The organism is Aquibium microcysteis, from assembly GCF_014495845.1.
Taxonomy (GTDB): Bacteria; Pseudomonadota; Alphaproteobacteria; order Rhizobiales; family Rhizobiaceae; genus Aquibium; species Aquibium microcysteis.
Window position 1 is genome coordinate 2,039,100 of sequence record NZ_CP061080.1, and the last position, 24,070, is coordinate 2,063,169.

At 67.7% G+C, this 24,070-nt stretch carries 24 protein-coding genes; 8 read left to right on the forward strand and 16 right to left on the reverse strand.

Annotated elements, in window-relative coordinates:
• Positions 1-192: 192 nt before the first annotated feature.
• The 3 genes from IAI54_RS09365 to IAI54_RS09375 all read right to left on the reverse strand — a co-directional run bounded on the left by IAI54_RS09365 (position 193) and on the right by IAI54_RS09375 (position 2,525).
• A complete protein-coding gene (locus IAI54_RS09365; RefSeq protein ID WP_187972086.1) occupies positions 193-450 on the reverse strand; it encodes a hypothetical protein in 258 nt (85 codons plus the stop codon).
• Positions 447-1,676, reverse strand: coding sequence for an alanine racemase (locus IAI54_RS09370; protein WP_187972087.1), 1,230 nt, complete (start codon positions 1,674-1,676; stop codon positions 447-449). The genes IAI54_RS09365 and IAI54_RS09370 overlap by 4 nt, the downstream gene beginning before the upstream one ends.
• A 186-nt stretch (positions 1,677-1,862) precedes the next feature.
• Positions 1,863-2,525: a hypothetical protein gene (locus IAI54_RS09375; protein ID WP_187972088.1), complete on the reverse strand. Its 663-nt coding sequence runs from the start codon at positions 2,523-2,525 to the stop codon at positions 1,863-1,865.
• A 264-nt stretch (positions 2,526-2,789) separates the two neighbouring features.
• Here IAI54_RS09375 and IAI54_RS09380 point away from each other — a divergent pair, with 264 nt between their 5' ends.
• On the forward strand, positions 2,790-3,719 hold the full coding sequence (locus IAI54_RS09380) for a DMT family transporter (protein WP_187972089.1): 930 nt from the start codon (positions 2,790-2,792) through the stop codon (positions 3,717-3,719).
• Between the two features lie 1,179 nt (positions 3,720-4,898).
• Here the strand turns inward: IAI54_RS09380 and metF are convergent.
• Both metF and IAI54_RS09390 read right to left on the reverse strand, forming a co-directional pair.
• Positions 4,899-5,816 (reverse strand): methylenetetrahydrofolate reductase [NAD(P)H], encoded by a 918-nt coding sequence (gene metF, locus IAI54_RS09385; RefSeq protein ID WP_187972090.1) that lies wholly within the window; start codon positions 5,814-5,816, stop codon positions 4,899-4,901.
• Positions 5,813-6,826 carry an ArsR/SmtB family transcription factor gene (locus IAI54_RS09390; protein WP_187972091.1) on the reverse strand — a complete coding sequence of 338 codons (1,014 nt, stop codon included), beginning with the start codon at positions 6,824-6,826 and terminating at the stop codon, positions 5,813-5,815. Before IAI54_RS09390 ends, metF begins: the two co-directional genes overlap by 4 nt.
• Positions 6,827-7,304: 478 nt before the next feature.
• On the opposite strand from IAI54_RS09390, the gene tsaA reads away from it, so the two are divergent.
• Complete coding sequence (gene tsaA / locus IAI54_RS09395; protein WP_187972092.1) at positions 7,305-7,808, forward strand: tRNA (N6-threonylcarbamoyladenosine(37)-N6)-methyltransferase TrmO; 504 nt, start codon at positions 7,305-7,307, stop codon at positions 7,806-7,808.
• Positions 7,805-8,116 (forward strand): DUF2293 domain-containing protein, encoded by a 312-nt coding sequence (locus IAI54_RS09400; RefSeq protein ID WP_187972093.1) that lies wholly within the window; start codon positions 7,805-7,807, stop codon positions 8,114-8,116. The genes tsaA and IAI54_RS09400 overlap by 4 nt, the downstream gene beginning before the upstream one ends.
• Positions 8,117-8,126: 10 nt before the next feature.
• Here IAI54_RS09400 and IAI54_RS09405 read toward each other — a convergent pair whose 3' ends face one another.
• From IAI54_RS09405 to ettA, 6 genes are all read right to left on the reverse strand, one after another.
• Complete coding sequence (locus IAI54_RS09405; RefSeq protein WP_187972094.1) at positions 8,127-8,744, reverse strand: MOSC domain-containing protein; 618 nt, start codon at positions 8,742-8,744, stop codon at positions 8,127-8,129.
• A gap of 7 nt (positions 8,745-8,751) precedes the next feature.
• The gene (locus tag IAI54_RS09410; protein ID WP_187972095.1) at positions 8,752-9,873 is read right to left on the reverse strand and encodes a beta-ketoacyl-ACP synthase III; all 1,122 of its coding nucleotides are present in this window, start codon (positions 9,871-9,873) and stop codon (positions 8,752-8,754) included.
• Between the two features lie 171 nt (positions 9,874-10,044).
• Positions 10,045-10,824 carry a trans-aconitate 2-methyltransferase gene (gene tam, locus IAI54_RS09415; protein WP_187972096.1) on the reverse strand — a complete coding sequence of 260 codons (780 nt, stop codon included), beginning with the start codon at positions 10,822-10,824 and terminating at the stop codon, positions 10,045-10,047.
• A gap of 627 nt (positions 10,825-11,451) precedes the next feature.
• Positions 11,452-11,718: a type II toxin-antitoxin system RelE family toxin gene (locus IAI54_RS09420; protein ID WP_187972097.1), complete on the reverse strand. Its 267-nt coding sequence runs from the start codon at positions 11,716-11,718 to the stop codon at positions 11,452-11,454.
• Complete coding sequence (locus tag IAI54_RS09425) at positions 11,715-11,966, reverse strand: hypothetical protein (protein WP_187972098.1); 252 nt, start codon at positions 11,964-11,966, stop codon at positions 11,715-11,717. Before IAI54_RS09425 ends, IAI54_RS09420 begins: the two co-directional genes overlap by 4 nt.
• 169 nt (positions 11,967-12,135) lie before the next feature.
• Positions 12,136-13,785 (reverse strand): energy-dependent translational throttle protein EttA, encoded by a 1,650-nt coding sequence (ettA, locus tag IAI54_RS09430; RefSeq protein ID WP_187972099.1) that lies wholly within the window; start codon positions 13,783-13,785, stop codon positions 12,136-12,138.
• Between the two features lie 234 nt (positions 13,786-14,019).
• Here ettA and IAI54_RS09435 point away from each other — a divergent pair, with 234 nt between their 5' ends.
• Entirely contained in the window at positions 14,020-16,047 is a 2,028-nt protein-coding gene (locus IAI54_RS09435; RefSeq protein ID WP_187972100.1) for a DEAD/DEAH box helicase, read from the forward strand.
• 480 nt (positions 16,048-16,527) lie between these two features.
• Positions 16,528-16,815, forward strand: a complete 288-nt coding sequence (locus IAI54_RS09440) for a GIY-YIG nuclease family protein (protein WP_187972101.1) — start codon at positions 16,528-16,530, stop codon at positions 16,813-16,815.
• Positions 16,816-17,098: 283 nt separating this feature from the next.
• On the opposite strand, the gene IAI54_RS09445 is transcribed toward IAI54_RS09440, so the two are convergent.
• The 4 genes from IAI54_RS09445 to IAI54_RS09460 all read right to left on the reverse strand — a co-directional run bounded on the left by IAI54_RS09445 (position 17,099) and on the right by IAI54_RS09460 (position 20,904).
• The gene (locus IAI54_RS09445; protein WP_187972102.1) at positions 17,099-18,130 is read right to left on the reverse strand and encodes a ribonuclease T2 family protein; all 1,032 of its coding nucleotides are present in this window, start codon (positions 18,128-18,130) and stop codon (positions 17,099-17,101) included.
• A 143-nt stretch (positions 18,131-18,273) separates the two neighbouring features.
• Positions 18,274-19,056, reverse strand: coding sequence for an ABC transporter permease (locus IAI54_RS09450; protein WP_187972103.1), 783 nt, complete (start codon positions 19,054-19,056; stop codon positions 18,274-18,276).
• Complete coding sequence (locus tag IAI54_RS09455; protein ID WP_187972104.1) at positions 19,053-19,841, reverse strand: ABC transporter ATP-binding protein; 789 nt, start codon at positions 19,839-19,841, stop codon at positions 19,053-19,055. Before IAI54_RS09455 ends, IAI54_RS09450 begins: the two co-directional genes overlap by 4 nt.
• A gap of 22 nt (positions 19,842-19,863) precedes the next feature.
• Complete coding sequence (locus tag IAI54_RS09460) at positions 19,864-20,904, reverse strand: ABC transporter substrate-binding protein (protein ID WP_187972105.1); 1,041 nt, start codon at positions 20,902-20,904, stop codon at positions 19,864-19,866.
• 207 nt (positions 20,905-21,111) lie between these two features.
• Between IAI54_RS09460 and IAI54_RS09465 the strand changes: the two genes are divergently transcribed.
• From IAI54_RS09465 to IAI54_RS09475, 3 genes are read left to right on the forward strand one after another with little or no spacing between them, the layout of a single operon-like run.
• A complete protein-coding gene (locus IAI54_RS09465; RefSeq protein ID WP_187972106.1) occupies positions 21,112-22,059 on the forward strand; it encodes an alpha/beta fold hydrolase in 948 nt (315 codons plus the stop codon).
• A gap of 48 nt (positions 22,060-22,107) precedes the next feature.
• Positions 22,108-22,311 (forward strand): DUF4160 domain-containing protein, encoded by a 204-nt coding sequence (locus IAI54_RS09470; protein WP_235679306.1) that lies wholly within the window; start codon positions 22,108-22,110, stop codon positions 22,309-22,311.
• The gene (locus IAI54_RS09475) at positions 22,304-22,702 is read left to right on the forward strand and encodes a DUF2442 domain-containing protein (RefSeq protein WP_187972108.1); all 399 of its coding nucleotides are present in this window, start codon (positions 22,304-22,306) and stop codon (positions 22,700-22,702) included. Before IAI54_RS09470 ends, IAI54_RS09475 begins: the two co-directional genes overlap by 8 nt.
• A 28-nt stretch (positions 22,703-22,730) precedes the next feature.
• Here the strand turns inward: IAI54_RS09475 and IAI54_RS09480 are convergent, their stop codons facing one another.
• Entirely contained in the window at positions 22,731-23,972 is a 1,242-nt protein-coding gene (locus IAI54_RS09480; RefSeq protein ID WP_187972109.1) for an nSTAND1 domain-containing NTPase, read from the reverse strand.
• Positions 23,973-24,070 lie beyond the last annotated feature (98 nt).

Here is a 24,070-nt window from a genome sequence, read left to right on the forward strand (position 1 = left end):
GACCGAAGGCCCTCGCCGTCATCCTCGGGCTTGTCCCGAGGATCTGCGACGCACTGGTATGGGTCCGCCGTGGGCTGGCCGCGCCAGACTCTCCAGGCTTGGCAGATCCTCGGGACAAGCCCGAGGATGACGGCGCTGGAGCCGCCCGCGACGGCGCGCCGGCCGAGCGGCCGGGGCCAGTCCGGCCTGGTTTCACACCCGGTCGAAATGGTCCTTGTCGCCGGGCAGCAGCATCAGCGCGGTGGCGAGGAAGGCGAAGGCGAAGGTGACGCCGAAGGACAGGGCCAGGATGAACAGCGCGACGCCGCGCTGGCTGGAATGCCACACGAGCTCGCCGAAGCCGCCGACGTTGAACCAGATCAGCCCGGCCGCCACCAGCCAGCCGATCACGACGCCGGCCGCGGAATTGACGACGACGAAGCGGATGAGCCTGGGGACGCGCGGGGTCATTGGCCGGCTCCCGCCATGGTCTCGAGGCTGGCGAAGCCTTCCGGTGCGCCGCCCTCGTCGAAGGGCGTCGTCACCTCCACGAAGGTATCGGGATAGAAGCCGTTGAAGCGCGAGCGCAGCGACAGCGAATAGGCGCCGATGTGGCCGATCTCGATCCAGTCGCCGGTGTCGACGGTCTCCGGCAGCCAGAACGGCCGCGACAGGATGTCGACCGAATCGCAGGTGGCGCCGCAGACCTTGAACGGCACGATGGTCTTCTCGTCGCCGTTGCGGCTGCGGATCGCCGGATCGGGGATGAAGCGGGCCGGCAGCGTGATCTTGCCGGTCCACGAATCCGACAGCGACGACCAGATGCCGTCGTTGATGTAGATGCGCCGGCCTTTTCGCAGCAGCACCCGCACGATCAGCGAGAAGGCGTGGGCGCAGATGACGCGGCCGGGCTCGGCCACCAGCGGCACGTCGCCGAAGCCCCATTCGACGATGTCGGCACGGAGCCGCGACATCAGCTGCCCGAGCGACGGCATCTCCGGCGCCTTGCGGTTGGGGTCGTGGCCGTATTCGGCCGGAAACCCGCCGCCGACGTCGAGGCCGGCGAGCGGCACGGCGGCGCGGTTGCGCACCCAGTCGGCGCTGCGCAGCGCCCGCTCGTAGGTGTCGGGATCGGTGATCTGGCTGCCGACGTGGAAGCAGATCCCGACGCGGTAGCCGTTGCGGTGCAGCCGCTGCAGGAGTTCGACCGCGTGGGCCGGGCCGGCGCCGAACTTCTTCGACAGTTCGTAGGCGGCGCCGCCCTTGGTCTGGATGCGCACGAAGACGGTCAGCGTGCCCGGATCGATGTCGAGCGCCTGGACGACGCGGGCGAGCTTCGTCACCTCGTCCTCGTGGTCGACGGCGATGACGCGGATGCCGTAGGTCTCGAGCGCCAGCCTGATGTCGGACTGCGCCTTGACCGGGTGCATGTAGAGCATCTCCGCCTCCGGCGCGACCGCGCGCACCGCCGCGAACTCGGCCGGCGAGGCGACGTCGAAGGCCGTCACCCCCGCCTCGGCCAGCGCCTGCAGCACCATCGGCTCGCCATTGGTCTTCACCGCATAGGCGGTGCGCCCCGGAAACATCTCCATGAACCGCCGCGCGTCGGCCTTCAGCACCGCCGGGCGGAAGCAATAGACCGGAACGTCGGGCCGCAGGCTGAGCGCCGCCTCGCGGGCGTTTTCGAAGGTCTGCATGGCGCGGCTCCCGTGTCCGGCGATTCGGATGGGGGGAGAGTAGGGCATGAATGTGGAAATGCGGAGGGCGGGGGTGGGGGCGTATTCCGGTCGGACGGTTGGGTAAGCCTCCGGGACAGGAAGTCGTGATGCCGCACCAAACGATATTGAGAACTCCGCTTCACGGCCGAAATTGAGAACTCCGCTTCACGGTCGAAGCGGAATCAGCGCCGTGACCTTCTGCACTCTGTCCATCCAAGTCGCCGCGGTCGGATTGCGCCAGCCAATCACGTCGTGGAGCCGTCGATACTCGTCCGCTATGTTGCGCGTGAAGATCGGCTCGTGGTGCGCAATGCGGTTGCGCAGCTGCCGTATCGCTTGCAGGGCGGCGAACGCATCGGCGCGCGCCGCTGGAACGGGTGTGCCGGCAGGGATGCCCGGGAAGGCGGCGTTCATGTGGGGAATCCACAGCCGGGTGTCCTGCCCCGCCGTGAACGTCTTCTCCCAGAAGGCGAATTTCAGCTCCGCAACCACCTTGCCCGCAGTCGGCATGCGTGCTGCGACGGTTCGCAGATCGGTCTGAGGATTGTAGTGCCAGTTCGTCCTGGCCACCGGCAGGCTTCGGATGAAACCGTTCGACCACGGCCAGTTGGCGCCATGAACCTTTTCCAGCACTTCGGTGACGCCGTTGCGGGCCGCCACTTCACAGACCTGCAGCGGCACGATGAAAGCGGCCGAAAGTTCGAGATTCCACTGGTAGAGGGCCAGAGCATCCGCTCTGTGATTGCCTTTTGCTTGCAGGTAGGTTGCGAACCGTGGCGCTGAAATGACGTGCGGGAGGTCCTTCAACTCGACCGAAGAGAACGGCAACGATGCCTCCTGGATAGCCGCGCCAACCTTGACATTTCTTCCGTGATGGATATTTAACCAATCAGAGGCCTTGAGACACGCGGGCGCAAGTCCCCCCTCATCGTCATCGGAAGAAACCCGCCAGAGATGGCGGGTTTTTTCGTTCCGGGACGGGGTGTTCGTGATCCTGCCTGACGGCAAACGGGACGAACCCCCGAAATCGGGTGGCTTCCTCCTCCCGCCCGTCCTATCGCATCCCGCCGCGACCAGGACGAGCGAATCGCCATGACAACACCCTCCCCCGCCGCCCCGATGACGGCCGCCGTCTGGGCGCAGGTCCTGCTTCTGGGGGCGATCTGGGGCGGGTCGTTCTTCTTTGCGCGGATCGCGGTGCAGGAGATCGCGCCGCTGATGCTGGTGCTGCTGCGGGTGTCGATCGCGGCAATGGCCCTGCACGTCTTTCTGGCGGCGACGGGGACGCGGTTCGGGCCGGCGCTGGCGCAGGCGCCGCGGCTTCTGCTGCTCGGGCTCCTGAACAACGCCATCCCCTTCTCGCTGATCTTCATGGGCCAGACCGAACTCGGCGCGGGGCTCGCCTCGGTGCTCAACGCCACGACTCCGTTCTGGACCGCGCTGGTGGCGGCGTGGCTGATCGCCGGCGAGCGGCTGAGCGTCCGCAAGGTCGCCGGCGTGCTGGTCGGCATCGCCGGCACCGCGGTGATGCTGGCGCCGGGGCTCGTCGCCGGGCTCGGCGGGCCGGCCTGGGCGAAGCTGCTGCTCGTCGGCGCGTCGCTCTCCTACGCCTTCGCCTTCGTGGTGGCGAAGCGCATCGAGGGCCTCGCGCCGCCGCTGATGGCCGCGGGGCAGCTCACCGCCTCGACGCTGATCATGCTGCCGGTGGCGCTTCTGGTGCATGGCGGCGGGGGCGTGGCGGAAGCCTCGGGCGGCGCCTGGAGCGCGGTGCTTTCGCTGGCGCTCGTCGCGACCGCCTTCGCCTACATCCTCTTCTTCCGGATCGTGGCGGCCGCGGGCGCCGGCAACGCCTCGCTGGTGACGCTGATCGTGCCGGCCAGCGCCGTCCTGCTCGGCACGGTCTTTCTGGGCGAGCGGCTGGACGTTTTCGAACTGGCGGGAATGGCCATCATCGCATGCGGACTGCTGGTGATCGACGGGCGGCTGCCGCACCGCCGCAGGAACCGCGCCGCAACGCGATAGGATGGGCCGCGGACCGGCGGCCGGCTAACCAAGGCGATCGGCGCGACAGCGGAATTTCGGCGAATGTTTTCAACGGGAAATGCCTTGGCCGGCGATGGAAGTTCCACACGCACTGTGCGCTGCAGCATACATTTCGCTTGCCAGTGGCACAAATGCGCCTACACTTCTGGCATAGTCTGCAGAGGAGGCTATGGCATGGGACTGACCAAACCGATCAACGCGTTGATGGTGTGTTGTGCGTTCGCCTTCATCGGAGCGCTCATCGTCGGGGTGATCCCCTGAGCCAGGGGCCGGTCCGCCGGCCCGACGGGTAGCAGAGACAAACGGACGGCCGGGCACTCGCCCGGCCGTTCTGCGTTCGGGGGCTTTTTCCGCGCGCGCGCTGCTCCCGGTGCGCTTTCGGCCGGTGGGCCTTGGCTTCGAGCGTCGGCGCCGCCCCTCATCTGCCTGCCGGCATCTTCTCCCCGTGAACGGGGAGAAGAGGACCTGGCCGCGACGCCGGCGCCAGGGCTGCGACATATGCGACAAGCGGAGCCGTCGGTGACTGCCCTCTTATCCCCGCTTGCGGGGAGAAGGTCCCGGCAGGGGGATGAGGGGCGGCGCAGAGGGTCGAGCGGACGAACCGACGGTTCGCACGGCGTGTCCTGCCCCGGTGCGCTTTCGGCCGGTTGCGCCCGGCTTCGAGCGTCGGCGCCGCCCCTCATCTGCCTGCCGGCATCTTCTCCCCGTGAACGGGGAGAAGAGGACCTGGCCGCGACGCCGGCGCCAAGTCTGCGACATATGCGACAAGCGGAGCCGTCGGTAACGGCGCGCTTCTCCCCGCTTGCGGGGAGAAGGTCCCGGCAGGGGGATGAGGGGCGGCGCGGAGGGTCGAGCGGACGAAACGGCGGTCCGCACGGCGTGTCCTGCTCCCGGTGCGCTTTCGGCCGGTTGCGCCCGGCTTGGAGCGTCGGCGCCGCCCCTCATCTGCCTGCCGGCATCTTCTCCCCGTGAACGGCGAGAAGAGGACTTGGCCGCGACGCCGGTTTTTCATCGGCGCCGTCTGCGATGAGCGGAACCGTCGATGATGGCCCCTTCTCCCCGCAATGCGGGGAGAAGGTCCCGGCAGGGGGATGAGGGGCGGCTACGGGGGTCGATCGACCGGATCGCGGCCGGAACCGGCGCCTTGCCGTCCCGCCGTCAGGCCGCGACCGTCCGCGGCTCGGCGGCGGCGGTGCTGCGGATACCGATCATGTGGCAGATGGCGACGACGAGGTCGGCGCGGTTCATGGTGTAGAAGTGGAAGTCGGTGATGCCGCGCTCGATCAGGTCGAGCACCTGCTCGGCCGCGACCGCGGCGGCCACCAGCGCATGGGTCTGCGGATCGTCGTCGAGCCCCTCGAAGCGTTCGGCGAGCCAGGCCGGGACATGGGCGCCGCAGCGGGCGGAGAAGCCCGCGACCTGCCGGAAATTGTGGATCGGCAGGATGCCCGGCACGATCGGCACGTAGAGGCCGGCGCGCCGCACGCGCTCGACGTAGCGCTCGTAGCTGTCGTTGTCGAAGAAGAACTGGGTGATGGCCCGCGTCGCGCCGGCGTCGACCTTGCGCTTCAGCATGTCGATGTCGGTGGCGAAGTCCGGGCTCTCGGGATGCTTCTCCGGATAGGCCGAGACCGAGATGTCGGTGGCCCCGCGCGCCTTCAGCGCGCCGACGAGTTCGGCGGCATTGGCGTAGCCCTGCGGATGCGGCCGGTAGCGGGCGCCGACGCCCTCGGCCGGGTCGCCGCGCAGCGCCACGAAGCGCGTGACACCCATGCCGATGAAGGCGTCGATGACCTCGTCGACCGCCTCGCGCGAGGCGTCGACGCAGGTCAGGTGCGTCGCCGGGACGAGGCTCGTCTCGCGGAGCAGGCGCCCGACGGTGCGCGCCGTGCGCTCGCGCGTCGAGCCGCCGGCGCCGTAGGTGACAGACACGAAGTCGGGCGCCAGCGCCTGCAGCCGGTCGGTCGTCTCCCAGAGCCGCGCCTCCATCAGGTCGTTCTTCGGCGGGAAGAACTCGAAGGACACCTTGATGCGGTCGCCGATGCCGGGACGGCGGGAAAAGCGGAACTGGTTCACGCGGTCTGCTCCGTGGCTGTGGTGTCGGTGTCTGCGATGAGAAGGCGGCGGTCGCGGCCGAGCCAGAGCTTGACCGTCAGGTGTTCGCCCTCGACGCCCTTCGGTTCGAACTCGATCGGCTCTGCGAGATCGAGCCCCGCCTCGTCGAACCACTCGGCGATCTGCCGGTCGGAGAAGCCGAGGCGGACATGGGCGTGCTGGTCGCGCAGGAACTCGAGCGCATGAGCGGCGAAGTCGACGATCAGCAGTTGCCCGGACGGGCGCAGCAGGCGCGCGGCCTCGGCGATCGCGGCGCCGGGATGCTCCAGATAATGCAGCACCTGGTGGATGGTGACGAGGTCGAACTGGCCGCGTTCGACCGGCGGCGCGAGCAGGTCGCCCTGGCGGATCTGCGCATGGCCGATGCCGGCCCGCTCCAGATTGGCGCGGGCGATCGCCAGCATCTCGCGCGACAGGTCGACGCCGATCGCATGCTGGTAGAAGGGCGCGAGGATCTCGAGCATGCGGCCGGTGCCGGTGCCGAGGTCGAGCATGCTGCGGAACGGACGCCTGCCGACGAGCTCGACGATCGCCGTCTCGACCGCCTCCTCCGGCACGTGCAGCGAGCGGATGCGGTCCCAGCTCTCGGCATTGGCACCGAAATAGGCCGCCGCCCGCTCCTGACGGCGGTGCTTGACCGCCGCGAGGCGTTCCAGGTCGCGGTCGACCGGTGGCTGTGCCGGATCGATGCGGGCGATGAGGCCGGCGACGAGGTCGCGCTCGAACCCCTCTTCGGCAAGATGGAAATAGGCCCAGGAGCCCTCCTGGTAGCGGCCGATCAGGCCCTCGTCGAGCAGCAGCTTGAGATGGCGCGAGACGCGCGGCTGCGACTGGTTGAGGATTTCAGTGATGTCGGAGACCGTGAGATCGCCCCGCGACAGCAGGTAGAGAATGCGCAGCCGGCTGGATTCGGCGACCGCCTTCAGGCGATCGACGAGGGCCGCGAGATCGGTCAGGGGACGGGACAGCATCGGCAACTCCAAACGATATAAAGATATGTTTATATCGAGCGAAGCGACGATGCAACCACTCATCGCAAGCGCCGTGCGCGGTGCCGAGGGTGCCGGTGCCCGGCCGGCGCGGCGGCCGTGACGGCGTGCCCGCGTCATTCCGGAAGGCGGGCCGCGCGGAGCGGCTGTCCGGACTCCATTCCGCGATGACGATCGTGTCGGGGTCGTTCCTGCAGACGTCACCGAGTGTCGGGCTTCCCTGCATTCCTCACAAAATGGATTCCGGATCCGGCCGCCTTCGCTGCGCTCGGCGTCCGGTCCGGAATGACGCGGCGCGAGTGAGGGCGCTGGCGGTGATGCAGCGGAGCCGACGACGGCCGGACCACATCGCACTTGCCTGCCGGCCGCGGAAGGTCGAAAGAGAGGCGATCGGGCGGTCTTCGGAGCGGCGGATCGATCCCTCCCCTGAGCCGCCGCTCGAAACGTTGGAGACGAGAGCATGAGACGCGAGGGTGAGCGGCAGCTGCCTTTCGATCCGGCGGCAATGCCCGCCGATGCGGGCGTCGTCTTCGTGGGTTCGGTGCGCTCGCCCTGGACCGAGCGGAGCGACTGCCCGAAGAACATGGCGCAGGCCCGCGAGCGCGGCCGGCCGGCCACGATCGAGATCGCCGCGGCCTATCGCGACGGCCTCGAGGGCCTTTCGGGCTTCAGCCATGTCGTCGTGCTGACCTGGCTCGACCGTTCCGACCGCGACCTGATCGTGCAGTTCCCGCGCCATGCCGCCGCGCCGCGCGGCACGTTCGCGCTGCGCTCCCCTGCCCGGCCGAACCCGATCGGCCTGCACGTGGCGGCGATCGTCTCGGTGGACGTCGCCTCGGGTGTCGTCGCCATCGATGCCATCGACGTGCTCGACGGCACGCCGGTCGTCGACCTGAAGCCCTATTTCGCCTCGATCGACGCCTTTCCGGAGGCGACGCGCCCGTCGGAGCGAAGCGGCGCGTGATCGCCCGCACCGGCCGCGCCCGCGCCGTAGCCAAGGCGCTGACCCTGCTGCTGCCGGCAGCACCCTATGCCGACATCGAGGCGATCCGCGCCGACGCCATGAAGCCGCACATGAAGACGCTGCCGGCCTCGACCGCCGTCTGGCTCGCCGCCGTCGCCCATGTCCGCCACGCCCATACCGGCTACGAGGCCCTGCTGGCGGAGGGCTACGACCGCGAGTCGGCGCGCTTCTTCGTCATCGACGAGACCAACGCGGTGCTGACGCGCTGGCGTGCGACGCGGCTGCTCGATCCCGACGACGAGGAATGACGGCCGCCCCTCAGGGCCGGTAGATCCACTGCTCCGGAATCCGCACCGAGACCTTCTCGCCGGCTGCGATCCGGCCCGGCTTCTCCACCCAGGCGACGAGGCCGCGCAGGCGCCGCGCGACCTTGGGGAAGAGCAGCGCGCCGGCCTCCCGGTCGGGCATGCGGGCATGGTCGGCGATCGAGCGGCCGGCGATGCGGCAGGGCACGTTCTGGCCGTCGACCTTGAGCGTCACGCCGCCCGCGAAGAAGAGCAGCGTGCCGGCCGGCAGCATGGACAGCGACGGCACGCCGCCGAGCACCAGATTGGCGCCGATCCATTCCGGCCGGACCTCGGCGAGATCCATCCGGCCGGCGACGACGGCGAGTTCGTCGGGCGCCACGATCGACAGCTGGCGCTCGTTGCGCATCTCGGTGCCGCGCGGATACCAGGGCTCACGGCCGCCCGACCGCCGCGTGGCGCCGCGATGGTGATCGCCGGCGATGCCGTCGAAGCCGAGGTCGAGCGCATCGGTGCGCGCGGTGACGAAGTCGCGGCCGCCCGCCACCAGCACCGCCTCGACCGTGCCGAGCAGCTTGCGGGCCGGGTGGATCTCCGGCTCGTCGTCGAGGCGCATCAGGGGGAGCTGCATTCGCGGCCTACATCATCCGCACCAGCGCGCCGCCGATCGAGTAGCCCGCGCCATAGGTGCAGAGAAGGCCGAACTCGCCGGCCTTCATGTCCTTGTGGTGGCGATGCATGGCCACGACAGCGCCGGCGGCGGCGGTGTTGCCGAGTTCGTCGAGCACCATCGGCGCGCGATCCTGCCCCACCTCCTCGCCGAAGGCGAGTTTCAGGATCATCGCGTTCATGCGTCCGTTGGCCTGGTGCAGCCAGAAGCGGCGGATGGTGTGCGGCGTGTGGCCGTGGTCGGCCAGGAAGTCGACGATGAAGCGGTGGCTCGCCACCGTCACGTCCTTGAACACCTTGTTGCCCTGCTGCTTGATCAGCTTGTCGTCCATCGAGACGCGGCTGGCATCCTCCTCCGCCGCGCGGTTGAGATAGCCGAAATTGGAGCGGATGTTGTTGGAGAACTGCGTCCAGTTGCGCGTGTCGACCAGTTCGAAGCGGCCGGCCACGTCCCGGTCGTCGTCGACGGCCTCGAGCAGCAGCGCGGTGGCCGCATCGCCGAAGATGAAATGCGTCTGCCGGTCGCGGAAATTCAGATGCGCGGTGATCAGTTCCGGCGTCACCACCAGCGCGCGGCGATGCGCGCCGGCGCGCAGCAGGTTGAACGCGACGTGCAGCCCGCTCGCCGCCGACGAGCAGCCGAGGCTGAGATCGAAGGCCGCGCCCTCCGCACCCACCGCCTTCTGGATTTCGATGCCGATCGCCGGATACATGCGCTGCAGGTGCGAAGAGGCGCAGACGACGAGGTCGACGCTCGCCGGATCGACGCCCGCGTCGTCGATGGCCGCCTTTGCGGCCGACGCACCGAACTCGGCCAGCACCGACAGGTCGTCGTCGTCTCGCGCGGGAATGCGCGGCGCCATGCGGTCGATGTCGAGGATGCCGTCGGGCGTGTGGACGTGGCGCCGACGGATGCCCGACGCGTGCTCGATGAACTTCGCGCTGGAGGACGGCAGCGGTTCGAGCCCCTCGGCCGCACGCACGACGTTCTCGCGCTCGACGAAGGCGTTGTAGCTCTCGACCAGTTCCTCGTTGCCGATGACGGCCTGCGGGATGGTCGCCCCCGTCCCGCTGATGATGACGCGCTTCATGCCTGTCGTCTTTCCTGTCCTCGGGCACTGCCGCGGACCGGGATTCCTCTCGCGCAGTAACGCAGGCATCGTATATCGCGCGTCGGCGCGGTGCAAACCTGATCATGCGCCGCAACAAAGCCGCGTGGGATGGAAGAAACCCTGGAACCTGCCGATATTGGCCCGGACCGGTCAGCCCTTGGTGGCGACGATGAACAGCCGCGGGAAGCGCAGCAGCACCCGCCCGTCGGCCATCGGCGGATGGGCGGCCGCGATTCGGGTCCGATAGGCGTCCAGGAACGCCGCCTGCTCGTCATCGTCGAGCGGGTCGAAGAAGGGTTTCAGCCCGGTGGAGCGGAGCCATTCGACGATTGCGTCGATGCCGGCCAGCGGATGATTGTAGATCGTGTGCCAGAGGTCGACCCGCGAAGAGACGGGTTTCAGCACGTCATAATAAAGCCCGACCGGCGGCAGCGGCGCGCGGGCGGCCCCCGCCATCTTCGCCGCGAAGGGCATCGCCTGTGCCGTCTCGACCATCAGCCGGTGCGTCGGCTCGCCGAGGTTGTCGGGCATCTGCACCGCGAGCACGCCGCCCGGCGCGAGGAACCCCATCAGGCGGGCGAGCAGCGCCGGATGCTCCGGCAGCCACTGGAACACGGCATTGGCGAAGATCACGTCGACCGGCCCATCCGGCTGCCACGTCGCCGCGTCGGCGAGCGAGAAGGCGAGCCCCGGCAGGCGCAGCCTTGCCTTCTCGATCATGTCGGGCGAGGTGTCGAAGCCGGACACGTCGGCGTTCGGCCAGCGCTCGGCCAGAAGCTCGGTGGAGTTGCCCGGCCCGCAGCCGACGTCGACCACGCGACGGGGCGCGGCCACCGGCACCTGCGCGAGCAGATCCCGCGCCGGCCGCGTGCGCTCGTCCTCGAACTTGAGGTACTGGGCGGCGGACCAGTCGGGGCGGGAGGGGTTCATCGATGGACCTCGCGGGGCTGGGCGACCGCCATGGCCGGCGCCGATGGCCGACGGTCGCCGACCGTCAGGATGATCCGATAGTCGCTGAGGACCGAAACGGGAAGAGCGAAACGCGGCCTGGATGATCGACACCGCAGATCGAGGCTGCCGCCAGTGATGTCGGGGCCGGTCGCACCGCATCGTCTGGGATGGCAGTCGCGCCAAGGACACGCTCGCCATATCCGACGGCCAACGCCGGCCGCCAATCCCGCGTCATTCCGGAAGACAAACCGCGCGAAGCGCGGAGCGTCTGTCCGGAATCCATTCCGTGACGCCGATCATGTCCAGGTCTTTCCGGCCGACGTGACGGAATGGATTCCAGATCCGGACGCCTCAACTGCGCTCGGCATCCGGTCCGGAATGACGCGGTGGGGGTGTGGCGCCGAGGTGCGCTGTCGCTTCGGCGGACTCCGCAACGCGATCGCGAGCCTGGCTAAGGAGAGCCTGGACGGACGTGACGACCCGCCGGTGCAGCAGCGTTGATGACGAAGGCAAGGGGCGCGCGGCTACGGCAGGCGAGTTCCAGCGCACCTGCGACCTGCCGACGGGTAATCGGCCGCCACAACACATGCTGGCCGCATCGCCGACTCACCGATAGACCTCGCGGCGGTGGCCGATCTCGATCACCAGGACGACGAGGCGGCTCTTGTAGAACTTCACGACGATCCGATAATCGCCGACACGGAAGCGGGAAAGCCCTTCCTTCGAACCCGACAGGCGGGTGGCGAGGTCGGGCGGATTGGGATGTTGCGCGACGCGTCCGTGGAGGAAGGCAAGGATGCACTCGCTGTCGCGTTTCGACAGCCGATCGAGATCGCGCCTCGCCTCCGGATCGATCTCGATCTCCCAGCTCACTCGGCAGCCGGCCTGATCCGCTCCCCCTTCTCGTCGACGAGGCCGAAGTCGCGCATCACGTCCTCCAGCTTGATGCCGTGACCACCGGACGCCTCGAGCCGAGCCTCGGCAAGTCGAACGTCCTCGAAGTCCTCCAGCCGGTCGAGCAGCAGCCGGCGGGCGAGCTGTTCCGCGGACGTATCCTCGTCGCAGCAGAGCGCCGCGAGAAGATCGCGCAGCTCGTCGGGCAAATCGAATGAGATTATCATCGTCGTCTCCTCATCCTGCCCGTTGATCATAGCACATCCAGACCAGGGACGTCCGTATAGGCTGAGCGCCGGCCCAGACATCCGGCATTCAGCAAGGTCAGGTCTTCGGGCGGCCCGCAGCGTCTCCGCGAAACGCCCGCCCGCCGCCCCGCCGGAACCGCGCCGCCCCCTACCGCGTCAGCTTCTTGTGCGTCATGCGGTGCGGCTTGGCGGCTTCGGGGCCCATGCGGCGGATCTTGTCCTTTTCGTATTCCTCGAAATTGCCCTCGAACCACTCGACATGGGCCTCGCCTTCGAAGGCGAGCATGTGGGTGGCCATGCGGTCGAGGAACATTCGGTCGTGCGAAATGATGACGGCGCAGCCGGCATAGGCTTCGAGCGCGTCTTCCAGCGCGCCCAGCGTCTCGGTGTCGAGATCGTTGGTCGGCTCGTCGAGGAGGAGCACGTTGCCGCCGTTCTTCAGCATCTTGGCGAGGTGCACGCGGTTGCGCTGGCCGCCCGACAAATTGCCGACCTTCTGCTGCTGGTCGCCGCCGCGGAAGTTGAAGGACGAGCAGTAGGCGCGGCTGTTGACCTCGTGCTTGCCGAGCCTGATGACCTCCGCACCGCCCGAGATTTCCTCCCAGACGGTCTTGTTCGGGTCGAGCGCGTCGCGGCTCTGGTCGACATAGCCGAGCTTGACGGTCTCGCCGATGCGGATCGAGCCCTTGTCGGGCGTCTCCTGGCCGGTGAACATGCGAAACAGCGTGGTCTTGCCGGCGCCGTTCGGGCCGATGACGCCGACGATGCCGCCGGGCGGCAGCCGGAAGGACAGGTCCTCGATCAGGAGCTCGTCGGAGAAGCCCTTGGTCAGGCCGTCGACCTCGATGACCACGTTGCCCAGCCGCTCGCCGGCCGGGATGACGATCTGGGTGTCGGTCGGCTTGCGGTTCTGCGCCTGCTCGACGAGATCCTCATAGGCCTTGATGCGGGCCTTCGACTTGGCCTGGCGCGCCTTGGGGCTCGACCCGATCCACTCGCGCTCGCGCCAGATCGCCTTCTGGCGGGCATCGTCCTCGCGGCCCTCCTGGATCAGCCGCTTGGCCTTGGCGTCGAGATACTTGGTGTAGTTGCCCTCGTAGGGAATTCCGCGGCCGCGGTCGAGTTCGAGGATCCAGCCCGTGACGTTGTCGAGGAAGTAGCGGTCGTGGGTGATGATCAGCACCGAGCCCGGATAGTCGCGCAGGTGCTTTTCGAGCCACGACGTGGTCTCGGCGTCGAGATGGTTGGTCGGCTCGTCGAGGAGCAGCAGGTCGGGCTGTTCGAGCAGAAGCTTGCACAGCGCCACGCGGCGCCGCTCGCCGCCTGACAGCGGGTTCACGTCGGCGTCCGGCGGCGGGCACTGCAGCGCCTCCATGGCCATCTCGACCTGCTGCTCGAGATCCCACAGATTGAGCCGGTCCATCTCGTCCTGGAGGCGGGCGCCCTCGTCGGCCGTCTCGTCGGAATAGTTCATCATCAGCTCGTTGTAGCGCTCAATGATGGCGGTCTTCTTGGCCACGCCCAGCATGACGTTCTCGAAGACGGTCTTGGCCGGATCGAGCTGCGGCTCCTGCGGCAGGTAGCCGACGGTCGCACCCTCCGCGAGCCAGGCTTCGCCCTGGTACTCCTTGTCGAGCCCGGCCATGATGCGCAGGATCGTCGACTTGCCCGAGCCGTTGGGGCCGAGGATGCCGATCTTGGCATCGGGGTAGAAGGAGAGGTGGACGTTGTCGAGCACCTTCTTGGCGCCGTAGGCCTTCGAAAGGCCCGACATGTGATAGATGAACTGGCGTGCCATGGGGCGCGTCGCACTCCGTCGTCTGAGAGGGAAAGGCGGTGATTGTGGCCGCTATGTAGGCGAAACCGCCGCGCGGGGCAATGCCGCCGGGCAGCCATGCGCGGACGCGGCCTGTACATTCGGCCTCCCAGGCGGTAGGGAGAGGCGCAGGATGGACCGGCATGGCCGAGCGCCGCGGCGACGCGGCCGGCCGGCGGACCGCGTTCAAGCGACACAGTACCCCGAAAGTTGACCATGACTCTATTCGAAGGCGTCGTCCCGGCGCTCGCCACCGCGTTGCAGGAACGCGGCTACACCACGCTGACCCCGGTGCAGGAGGCGATGCTGGCGCCGGCGCTGCGCGACGCCGACGCGCTGGTCTCCGCCCGCACCGGTTCCGGCAAGACGGTGGCCTTCGGCCTGGCGCTGGCGCCGACGCTGCTTCCCGACGATGAGCGCTTCGGCCCGGCCGCAGCCCCCCTCGCCCTCGTCATCGCGCCGACCCGCGAGCTCGCCCTGCAGGTGAAACGCGAGCTGGAATGGCTCTATGCCGGGGCGGGCGCGCAGATCGCCTCCTGCGTCGGCGGAATGGACATCCGCACCGAGCGGCGTGCGCTGGAGCGCGGCGCCCACATCGTGGTCGGCACGCCCGGCCGACTGCGCGACCACATCACCCGCTACGCGCTCGACATGAGCGCGCTACGCGCCGTGGTGCTCGACGAGGCCGACGAGATGCTCGACCTCGGCTTCCGCGAGGACCTCGAATTCATCCTGGAGGCCGCCCCCGCCGACCGCCGTACGCTGATGTTCTCGGCGACCGTGTCGAAGCCGATCGCGACGCTGGCGGAGAACTACCAGAAGAACGCCGTGCGCGTCGCCACGGAGACCGGCCGCGAGCAGCATGCCGACATCGAGTACCGCGTCCACCCGGTCGCGGTGCCGGACCGCGACAACGCCATCGTCAACGTGCTGCGCTTCCACGAGGCGCGCAACGCCATCGTCTTCTGCAACACCCGCGCGGCGGTGAACCACCTGACGGCGCGGCTGAACAACCGTGGCTTCTCGGTCGTGGCGCTGTCGGGCGAGCTCAGCCAGTCGGAGCGCACGCACGCGCTGCAGGCCATGCGCGACGGCCGCGCCCGCGTCTGCATCGCCACCGACGTGGCTGCGCGCGGCATCGACCTGCCGAACCTCGACCTCGTCGTCCATGCCGACCTGCCGACCAACCCGGAAGCGCTGCTGCACCGCTCGGGCCGCACCGGCCGCGCCGGCCGCAAGGGCATCAGCGCGCTGATCGTGCCGATGCCGGCGCGCCGCCGCATCGAGCGCACGCTGCAATTGGCCGGCATCACCGCGGTCTGGGCCGCGGCCCCCAACGCCGACGACGTCGCCGCCCGCGACGAGGAGCGGCTCCTGTCGGACGCGGCCCTGACCGAGCCGGTCACCGAGGAGGAAGGCCAGACGGTGGAGAAGCTGCTCGCCGGCCATGCGCCCGCGCAGGTGGCGGCCGCCTTCCTGCGGCTGTGGCGCGCCGGCCGCTCGGCGCCCGAGGAACTCGCCGACGTGCCGGTGGACCCGAACGCGCGTCCGAGGCGCGATCGCGACGAGCGGGCACCGCTCGACGGCCCGCGCCCGCGCGACCGCGACATCGGTGCGACGGTATGGTTCTCGCTGTCGGTCGGCCGCAAGCAGAATGCCGAGCCGCGCTGGCTGATCCCGATGCTGTGCCGGTCGGACGCCATCACCAAGTCGCAGATCGGCGCCATCAAGATGCAGCCGGAGGAGACCTTCGTGGAGATCGCCGCCAGCCACGCCGATGCGCTGGTCGCGGCGATCGGTTCGAAGGGAACGCTGCAGAACAACATCCGCGTCACGCGGCTGTCCGGCACGCCGGACATGTCGCCGCGCAAGGCCTGGAGCGGCGAGCCGCGGACGGAGCGTCCGCGCAAGAGCTTCGACGACCGGCCGCGCAAGGAGCATGGCGGCTGGCAGGACAAGCCCGCGCGGGACGCAAGGCCCGACACGCCGGCCGACCGCGACGACGCGCCGGCCCGTCCGGACCGGAAGAAGCGGACCGATCGCCCGGGCTGGACCGAGCGGCCCGAAAAACCGGCAAAGCCGGAGGGCAGCTGGGCGCGGCGCGACGCCGCCCCCGCCGAACGGCCCGGCGAGGACCGGCCGCCGTTCCGCAAGGGTCCGAAGAAGCCCGCCAAGGACAAGGGCAAGCCCGACTTCGCCCGCAAGGCCGAGAAGAAGGCGAAGCGCAGGAACACCGACGGCTGAGGGGTGGGCGGCGGCGGACGCGGGCGCCCCTTCCTCCCCGCGTCATTCCGGACCGGACGCCGAGCGCAGCGGAGGCGGGCGGAGCCGGAATCCATTCCGCGACACCGGCGGTCGACGGGGAAACCGTCGACGTCACGGAATGGATTCCGGACAGGCGCCACCGCGCTCCGCGCGGTCTCGCCTTCCGGAATGACGCAGGCGTGGTGGGCGGCCGTCGAGGGCATGGCCGCATCGACGCGGATCGGAACATTCGTCGGGAACCGGGGCTTTGCGGTTGACCTTGCCGGTGAACCCTCCCCGCGTCATTCCGGACCGGACGCCGAGCGCAGCGGAGGCGGGCGGAGCCGGAATCCATTCCTCGACACTGGCGGTCGACGGGAAACCCGTCGACGTCACGGAATGGATTGCAGACAGGCGCCACCGCGCTCCGCGCGGTCCCGCCTTCCGGAATGACGCGGTTGCGTGGCATGATCGGGCGCTATGGCTGGATATGTCTACATCCTGGCGTCGAAGCGGAACGGGACCCTTTACGTCGGTGTCACGTCCGATCTCGGCGGACGTGTATGGCAGCACAAGCAGCGGTCGACCCCAGGCTTCACGGCAAAGTACGGCGCCCTCCGCCTCGTCTGGTATCGTGAGTTCTTCGAGATCGGCGAAGCGATCGTCTTCGAGAAGCGGTTGAAGACATGGCACCGAGCCTGGAAGATCGCTTTGATCGAGGAGATGAACCCGGAGTGGCGGGAACTGTACAGCGGCCAGGGCTGGTGAGCCCTCCCCGCGTCATTCCGGACCGGACGCCGAGCGCAGCGGAGGCGGGCGGAGCCGGAATCCATTCCGCGACACCGGCGGTCGACGGGGAAACCGTCGACGTCACGGAATGGATTCCGGACAGGCGCCACCGCGCTCCGCGCGGTCTCGCCTTCCGGAATGACGCGGGTGCGCGTGGTCGGCCGCCACCGTCCGCGCCATTGCAGCCCCCGGCTCCCGTCGCAGGCCGGCTGGCGCCGCAGATCGGCTGCTGCCGTCGCGGCCAAGTTCCATTGTAACGCCTCTACTGCAACCCCGCCGCATCCACGATGCCTTGCGGACAGCCGGCGTCGGCGGTGGGGGCGGCGGCGAAGATCAGGTCGGCGAGGCTGGTCTCGCCGTCGATCTCGCCCGACAGGCCGATGGTGAGTTCGCCGATCAGGCGGCGGCCGTTCGAGGGATCGGTGACGCAGGCGACCCGCACGCGCGAGCCGGCGCCGGGGCCGAAGGCGGCATCGAAGGCGTCGCGGATCTGGCCCGAGGTCAGCGTCGCGCCGATGCTGGCGGCGAAGAGGTCGCGCACCGCCGACGCGTTGAGCGCGGCCATCACCGCGAGCGAATCCGAATAATACTCCTCCATCGTGTCGCCGTAGCAGGTGCCGTGCTTGATCCATTCGTGGCGGTCGAGCAGCGAGGCCGTGCCCGGCATCACGCGGTCGAGGTCGGCGCGAAGCTCGGCCGGCAGGACGACCTCCGGCAGGTCCTCCCAGCGGCCGGCCTTGTCGGCGGCCGCCATGTCGGGCGACACCTGGCAGAAGACGTTGCTGCGCGGCTGCGGCCACAGCCCGTGCAGCGCGAAATGACTGGCGTCGAAGCGATCGTCGGTCTGGCTGACGCATTCGGCCTTGTTCGGCTTGGTCTCGCAGAAGCCGGGCTGCCAGCTGGCGGCCAGCACGTGGTCCGGCCGGCCGGAGGGCGCCGTGGCCTCCCCGCCGCCCTGCCCACCGCCAGCCGGCGGCGTCACCGGCGCGGGCGTCCCGCCGGCGTCCATCGCATGGACGCCGCAGCCGGTGCTGACCCAGCGCCGGTCGGGCGTCGCGCCGGGGACGCGGATGAGGTAGTGGCTCGGCGCCGGCTTGTTGCCGGCGAGCATGTCGTAAGCCCGGCCGATCTCGGTGACGATGGTGCCGGGATTGGCGCCGGTGCGGATCGACTGCGTGGCGGCGCATTCGTCCCTGGCGATGAAATAGCCTTCGAGCCGCACCTCGGCGGCGGCGGGGACGGCGGCGAGCGAAGCGAGAACGGCAGCGAGGCCGTGGACGGCGGTCAGGCGCATGGCGGTTCCTCCCGGAGACGACGGATCGCTGCGATCCTAGCCCGCTTCGCCCGTCGGAACTGTGACGCGGCGCACATTCAGGGGTGCCGCGAGCGCGCGCCGGGTGATCCCCGCGGCGCGCCCCGCCTGCTGCCCTGCGGCGCCTAGGCCGCCATGGTCTGGCTGCGGTGGGCCCAGCCGGTCATGCGCATCTCGATCCAGGCCATGATGGCGTACATGACGATGCCCTCGATGGCGAGCATCACCAGCCCGGCAAAGACCAGCGGCACGTTGAACTGCGACTGCGCGCCGAGCATCATGTGGCCGAGGCCGGAATTGGCCGCAACCGTCTCGGAAATCACCGAGCCGACGAAGGCGAGCGTGATCGCCACCTTCAGCGAGCCGAAGAAATAGGGCATCGAGCGCGGAATGCCGACCTTGAGCATGATGTCCATCTTCTTCGCGCCCAGCGCCCTGAGCACGTCCTCCATCTCAGGCTCGATGGTGGCGAGCCCGGTGGCGACGTTCACCACGATCGGGAAGAAGGCGATGAGGAAGGCGGTGAGGATCGCCGGCACCGTGCCGATGCCGAACCAGATGACCAGCACCGGGACGAGCGCCACCTTGGGGATGGCGTTGAAGCCGACCATCAGCGGGTAGAGACCGGCATAGATGAAGCGCGACCAGCCGACGAGGATGCCGAGCGCCAGCCCGCCGACGACCGCGAGCAGGAAGCCGGCGAGCGTGGTGTAGAGCGTCTGCAGCGAGTTCTTCCAGATCGCCGACCAGTACTGGACGATCGCCTGGGCGATGACGGTCGGCGCCGGCAGGATGTATTGCGGCAGCTGGAAGCCGCGCGCCGCGCCTTCCCACAGCAGGAACAGGGCTGCGGTGTAGAGCCAGGGCGCGGCCTTCACCCAGTCGAAACCTTTGGCGGGCGTGTTCATGCGGCCTTCCGTGCGTCGGCGATGGAACTGCGCAGTTCGTGCACGATGTCGGTGAAGGCGGCATCGTACATGATCTCGAGATCGCGCGGCCGCGCGAAGGGCACGTGCCGCTCCTCGATGATGCGGCCTGGCCGCGAACTCATCACGAAGATGCGGTCGGCCAGGAAGACGGCCTCGCGCAGATCGTGCGTGACCAGCACGATGGTGACGCCCTGCGCGGCATGGAGGTCGCGGATGACGCACCAGAGTTCCTCGCGGGTGAAGGAATCGAGCGCGCCGAACGGTTCGTCGAGCATCAGGAGGTCGGGCTCGTGGATCAGCGCCCGGCAGAGATTGGCGCGCTGCTGCATGCCGCCGGAGAGCTGCCAGGGGAATTTCTGCCCGAAGCCCTTGAGGCCGACGGTTTCGAGCAGCGCCTCGGCCTTGGCGACGTATTCGGCCTTGTTGGCCCGGAGCCGCCCGCGGTGGCGTTCCACCACCTCGAGCGGCAGCAGGATGTTGTCGAGCGTGGTGCGCCAGGGCAGCATGGTGGGGTTCTGGAAGGCCATGCCGACGATCGAGACCGGCTTGGTGACGCGGGCGCCCGCCACCGTGACGACCCCCTGCTGCGGGATGTAGAGCCCCGTCACCAGCTTCATCAGCGTGGACTTGCCGCAGCCGGACGGGCCGACCACGGCGGCGAATTCGCCTTTGGCGACGGAGAGCGTGAGGTCGCGGACGGCCAGCAGGCCTTCCGCTCCCCCGTAACGCATCTCCACCTTGTTGATGGTGACGAGCGGCTGCATCGTGGATCCCCCGCCCCGATGCCTAAGGCAGCATCCGCTCTTCCTTCGGCGGCAGATAGGAGGCGTCGAACACCTCGGCGGCCGTCACCGCTCCCTTGAGCCCCATCGACACCTTGAGCAGGTCGATCGACTTGGCGAGCTTCGCCTCGTCGACGCCGCCGAAGCCGTTCTCGACGACGTAAGGCGTCCTGATGTTCATCGAATTCGCCATGCCCAGCCGCTCGACCTCGATCTCCTTGGTCAGGATCTCGTTGCGCTTCATGACGGCGGCGACGCCCGCCTCCGGATCGGCCACCGCATCGGCGAAGCCCTTGGCCAGCGCCTTCACGAAGCCCTTGACGGCGTCGGGATTGGCGGCGGCGAAGTCCTCGTTGACCATGATGGCGTTGCCGTAGAGGTCGAGCCCGTGATCGGCCATCAGGATGGTGACGATGTCGTCGGCGGGAATGCCCTGTGCCTTCAGGTTCAGGACGCTGGAGAAGGAGAAGCCGAAGATCGCGTCGACCGCGCCCTGTGCCAGCATCGGCTCGCGCACCGGGAAGCCGACGTTCTCGATGACGATCTTCGAGGTGTCGATGCCGGCGACCTGCACGAAGGCCGGCCACTGGCCGAAGGCGGCGTCCGGCGGCGGCGCACCGAGCTTCTTGCCTTCGAGCGACTTCGGGTCTTCGGCGATGCCCTGCGCCTTGCGGCCGATGACGGCGAAGGGCGGCTTGTCGTAGATCATCATGACCGCCTTGACCTTCTGGGCCGGATCCTCGTCGAGGAACTTGATCAGCGCGTTGATGTCGCCGAAACCCATCTGGTAGGCGCCGGTGGCCACCCGCGGGATCGACTCGCGCGAACCGGCACCGGTGTCGATCGTAACGTTCAGCCCCTCGGCGGCGAAATGGCCGTTGTCGATGGCGAGCAGGAAGCCCGCCGCGGGTCCCTCGAACTTCCAGTCGAGCGTGAACTTGATGTCGGTCTCGGCCATGGCGGCCCCGACGCCTGCACCGCCGAACGCGGCCAGGGACATCGCGCCTGCCGCGGCAAGCGAGAAGAGTCGTCTGGTCAGATGCATTGTTGCTCTCTCCGGCAAGAATTGTTGCACGCCGGTCATCAAACTATGCCGTCCGACGCTTGGCAAGACGGGACTGCACAATCCATCGGCATTTTTCCGCTCTGACCAAGTGACGTGCAACGACGAGTGGAGGATCCCGGGTATGGGCGCTTGACCTTGCCCCCGACGAGGCGGAATGGTCGGCGTCGCGCCATGGGAGAGAAAAACATGCCATTCGACGGCGGCACCCGTCTCGTCGCGTCTTCGGGCGCGGCGCTGAATCTCTACGTCCGCGAGCCGGAGGGCCGCCCCCGCGCCGTGGTCCAGATCAACCACGGCCTGGCCGAGCATGCGGCGCGCTACGGCCGTTTCGCCGACGCGCTGGCGGTGCACGGCATCGCCTGCGTGGCGCACGACCACCGCGGCCATGGGCGCACGACCGCGCCCGACGCGCCGGCGCGGTCGTTTTCGACACGGGGCGACGGCGCGGCGAAGGTCGTGGCCGACGTGCTGGCGGTGCATGACCACCTCGCGGAGCGCTGGCCGGGCGTGCCGGTCATCCTCTTCGGCCACTCGATGGGCGGGCTGATCGCGCTGAACGCGCTGTTCTCCGCCTCGCACCGGGTCGCCGGTGCGGCCATCTGGAACGCCAATTTCTCCGCCGGGCTGCTCGGCCGCATCGGCCAGGGGCTGCTCGCCTGGGAACGGTTCCGGCTGGGCTCGGACGTGCCCTCGCGCATCGTGCCGAAGCTCACCTTCCAGACCTGGGCGAAGCAGGTGCCGCAGGCCCGCACGCCCTTCGACTGGCTGTCGCGCGACCCGGCCGAGGTCGACGCCTACGTCGCCGACCCGCTCTGCGGCTGGGACGCCTCGGTGTCGATGTGGCAGGACGTGTTCAGGATGATCTTTTTCGGCGCCGACGACGGCAACCTCGCCCGCATCCGCCCTGACCTGCCGGTCAGCATCGTCGGCGGGGAGAAGGACCCGGCGACGGACGGCGGCAAGGCGACCGAGCAGCTGGCGGCGAGGATGCGCCGGCTCGGCTTTTCGAATCTCACATCAAGGGTTTACGCCGATACCCGCCACGAAAGCCTGAACGAGGTGAACCGGGACGCGGTGACGGCGGATTTCGTGGCCTGGGTGGAGGGGGTCGTCGGATTGAAAAACCCAGCTTGATAGGTTATTTGGATGGTCACGATATACCCATCGGAAGGGTTGAGGATCGTGATCTTCCTCGACGACCACGAGCCGGCCCATGTTCACGTGTTCGGCGATGGGCATGCCAAGAACAATCTCTCCGGATCGGGAGGGCGTCCGGAACTCGTCGCCTTCGCTGGATTCAAACGAGGTGACCTTCGGAAGGCGATGGCGATCGTATCTGAACGCCGCGACGAATTTCTGGCCCGGTGGTGGGCGATCCATGGATGACATCGACGACGACATCATTGCGGCCGCCGAGAAGCGGGGAAAGGCGCTTTCACAGGAACCGCGAGCGGCCACTGCGCGATTCGACGCCGGAACGCGGCGGGTGATCGTGGACCTGACGAACGGCTGCACCTTCGCCTTTCCCGTCTCCCTGGTCGAGGGTCTGGCGGACGCCGACGACGCGGAACTCGCCGAGGTCGAACCGCTCGGCGACGGCTATGGCCTGCATTGGGAGCGGCTCGACGTCGACTATTCGGTTCAGGGGCTGCTTGCAGGCGTCTTTGGTACCGCCGCGTGGATGGCGCGTCGGGCGGGCCGCGCGACCTCTCCCGCGAAGGCCGACGCGGCGCGGGCCAACGGCGCGAAGGGTGGAAGGCCGCGCAAGCGCGCGTGACGGCTGCCGGCCGACGCGGGAATACGCTTTAGATAGGTAATTCTCTTTGAGCTTTCTGAAAAAGTATAGTCTTTGAACTCTCGTCTATCATTCCGCTCTGAATACCACGGATGATGACATAAGGCTGCATCATTGGGTCATTGAAGCGGAATATCTGCTGACGCTCCCCTCCACGTTTGGCGAGGATGTTCCCACCATCTTCGCTACTAAAGCGTCGAAGATGCTTGTCGAAATGGGCAATCCTCCGCTTGTCTTTCATAATTGCGCTCAGCGGCTCCACCAGATCGGTCGCCTTGAAAAAGCCTTCATCGTCACACTTCGCAAGTGCGCAGGCGAGAAGCGTCTCCTGAAGGTTACTTTTCTGATTTGTACGTGTCGCTGCTCGGTAAGCGTCCCGGAACGCCACCGCCGTGTCTTCAACGAACCGTTTCATGGCGACTTCAACATCTCTATTGTCGACAGTGAGTCTTCGGTTCTCGATCGCATTTATGGCTGCAAGCTTGGAGAGCGTTTGAGTAAAAAATGGAAGTCCACGCGAGAGGATTACAATCGTCCAAATGACATCGGCGGTGAAGTTCATCCGTGTCTGCCGCAATCGCTGCTCGATTATCTCGCGTAATTCACTTTCGGACATTCGGCCCAGCGGCACGTCTACAAGTGCACGGCTAATCGAAGCGTGATCTTCAACAAGCTCGGAGATGTTGTCGGCAACGCCGACCAATATAACAGTCGTATGAACGGCGAAGTCGTAAAGTTCTTTTATAAGATTTGCAGTAAGGGTTTTCGCGCTCGCATCAACAATCTTGTCATACTCATCAAGAATTATTATTGGAAGCGCATTTGGGTTAATTTTCTGAAGTTCTCTTCTGATTTGAGACGGTGTAAGGGAATCGAAGTTCACTTCAAACGGAACATATTCCGGTTTCCCTTTCGAGACACCAGTGGCTTGTAGCTCCTCCAACGCTCGGATCCAGATCGAGGAAAAGTCGTCATGTGGTCCACACTGGACGCGAGCGACTATGAAATTCTGTAAGGTTTTGCCATATCTCTTCCAGAATATGTTGGAAAGTGAAGTCTTCCCGACGCCACGCTCGCCGAAAAGAACGACGTGACGCGCTCGCTCGAATACGGTACGCAGCATTTTAGTGACTTCTGACGATCTGCCGGCGAACATCTGTTCTTCGTCAATCGGAGCGCCATCAAAAAGCCGCTGTACTTCGAACTCCAGAACCAGCCAGTCTTCAGCATCCATTGCAGGCGCCTTTGCCATACCGCGTCATCTCCGCTGCAAATCTACCCATAAAGATATGACTAGCATGACAGAAGGGCTGACTAAATAGGAAAAAGGTGCGGAGCGGGTTCCGCTCA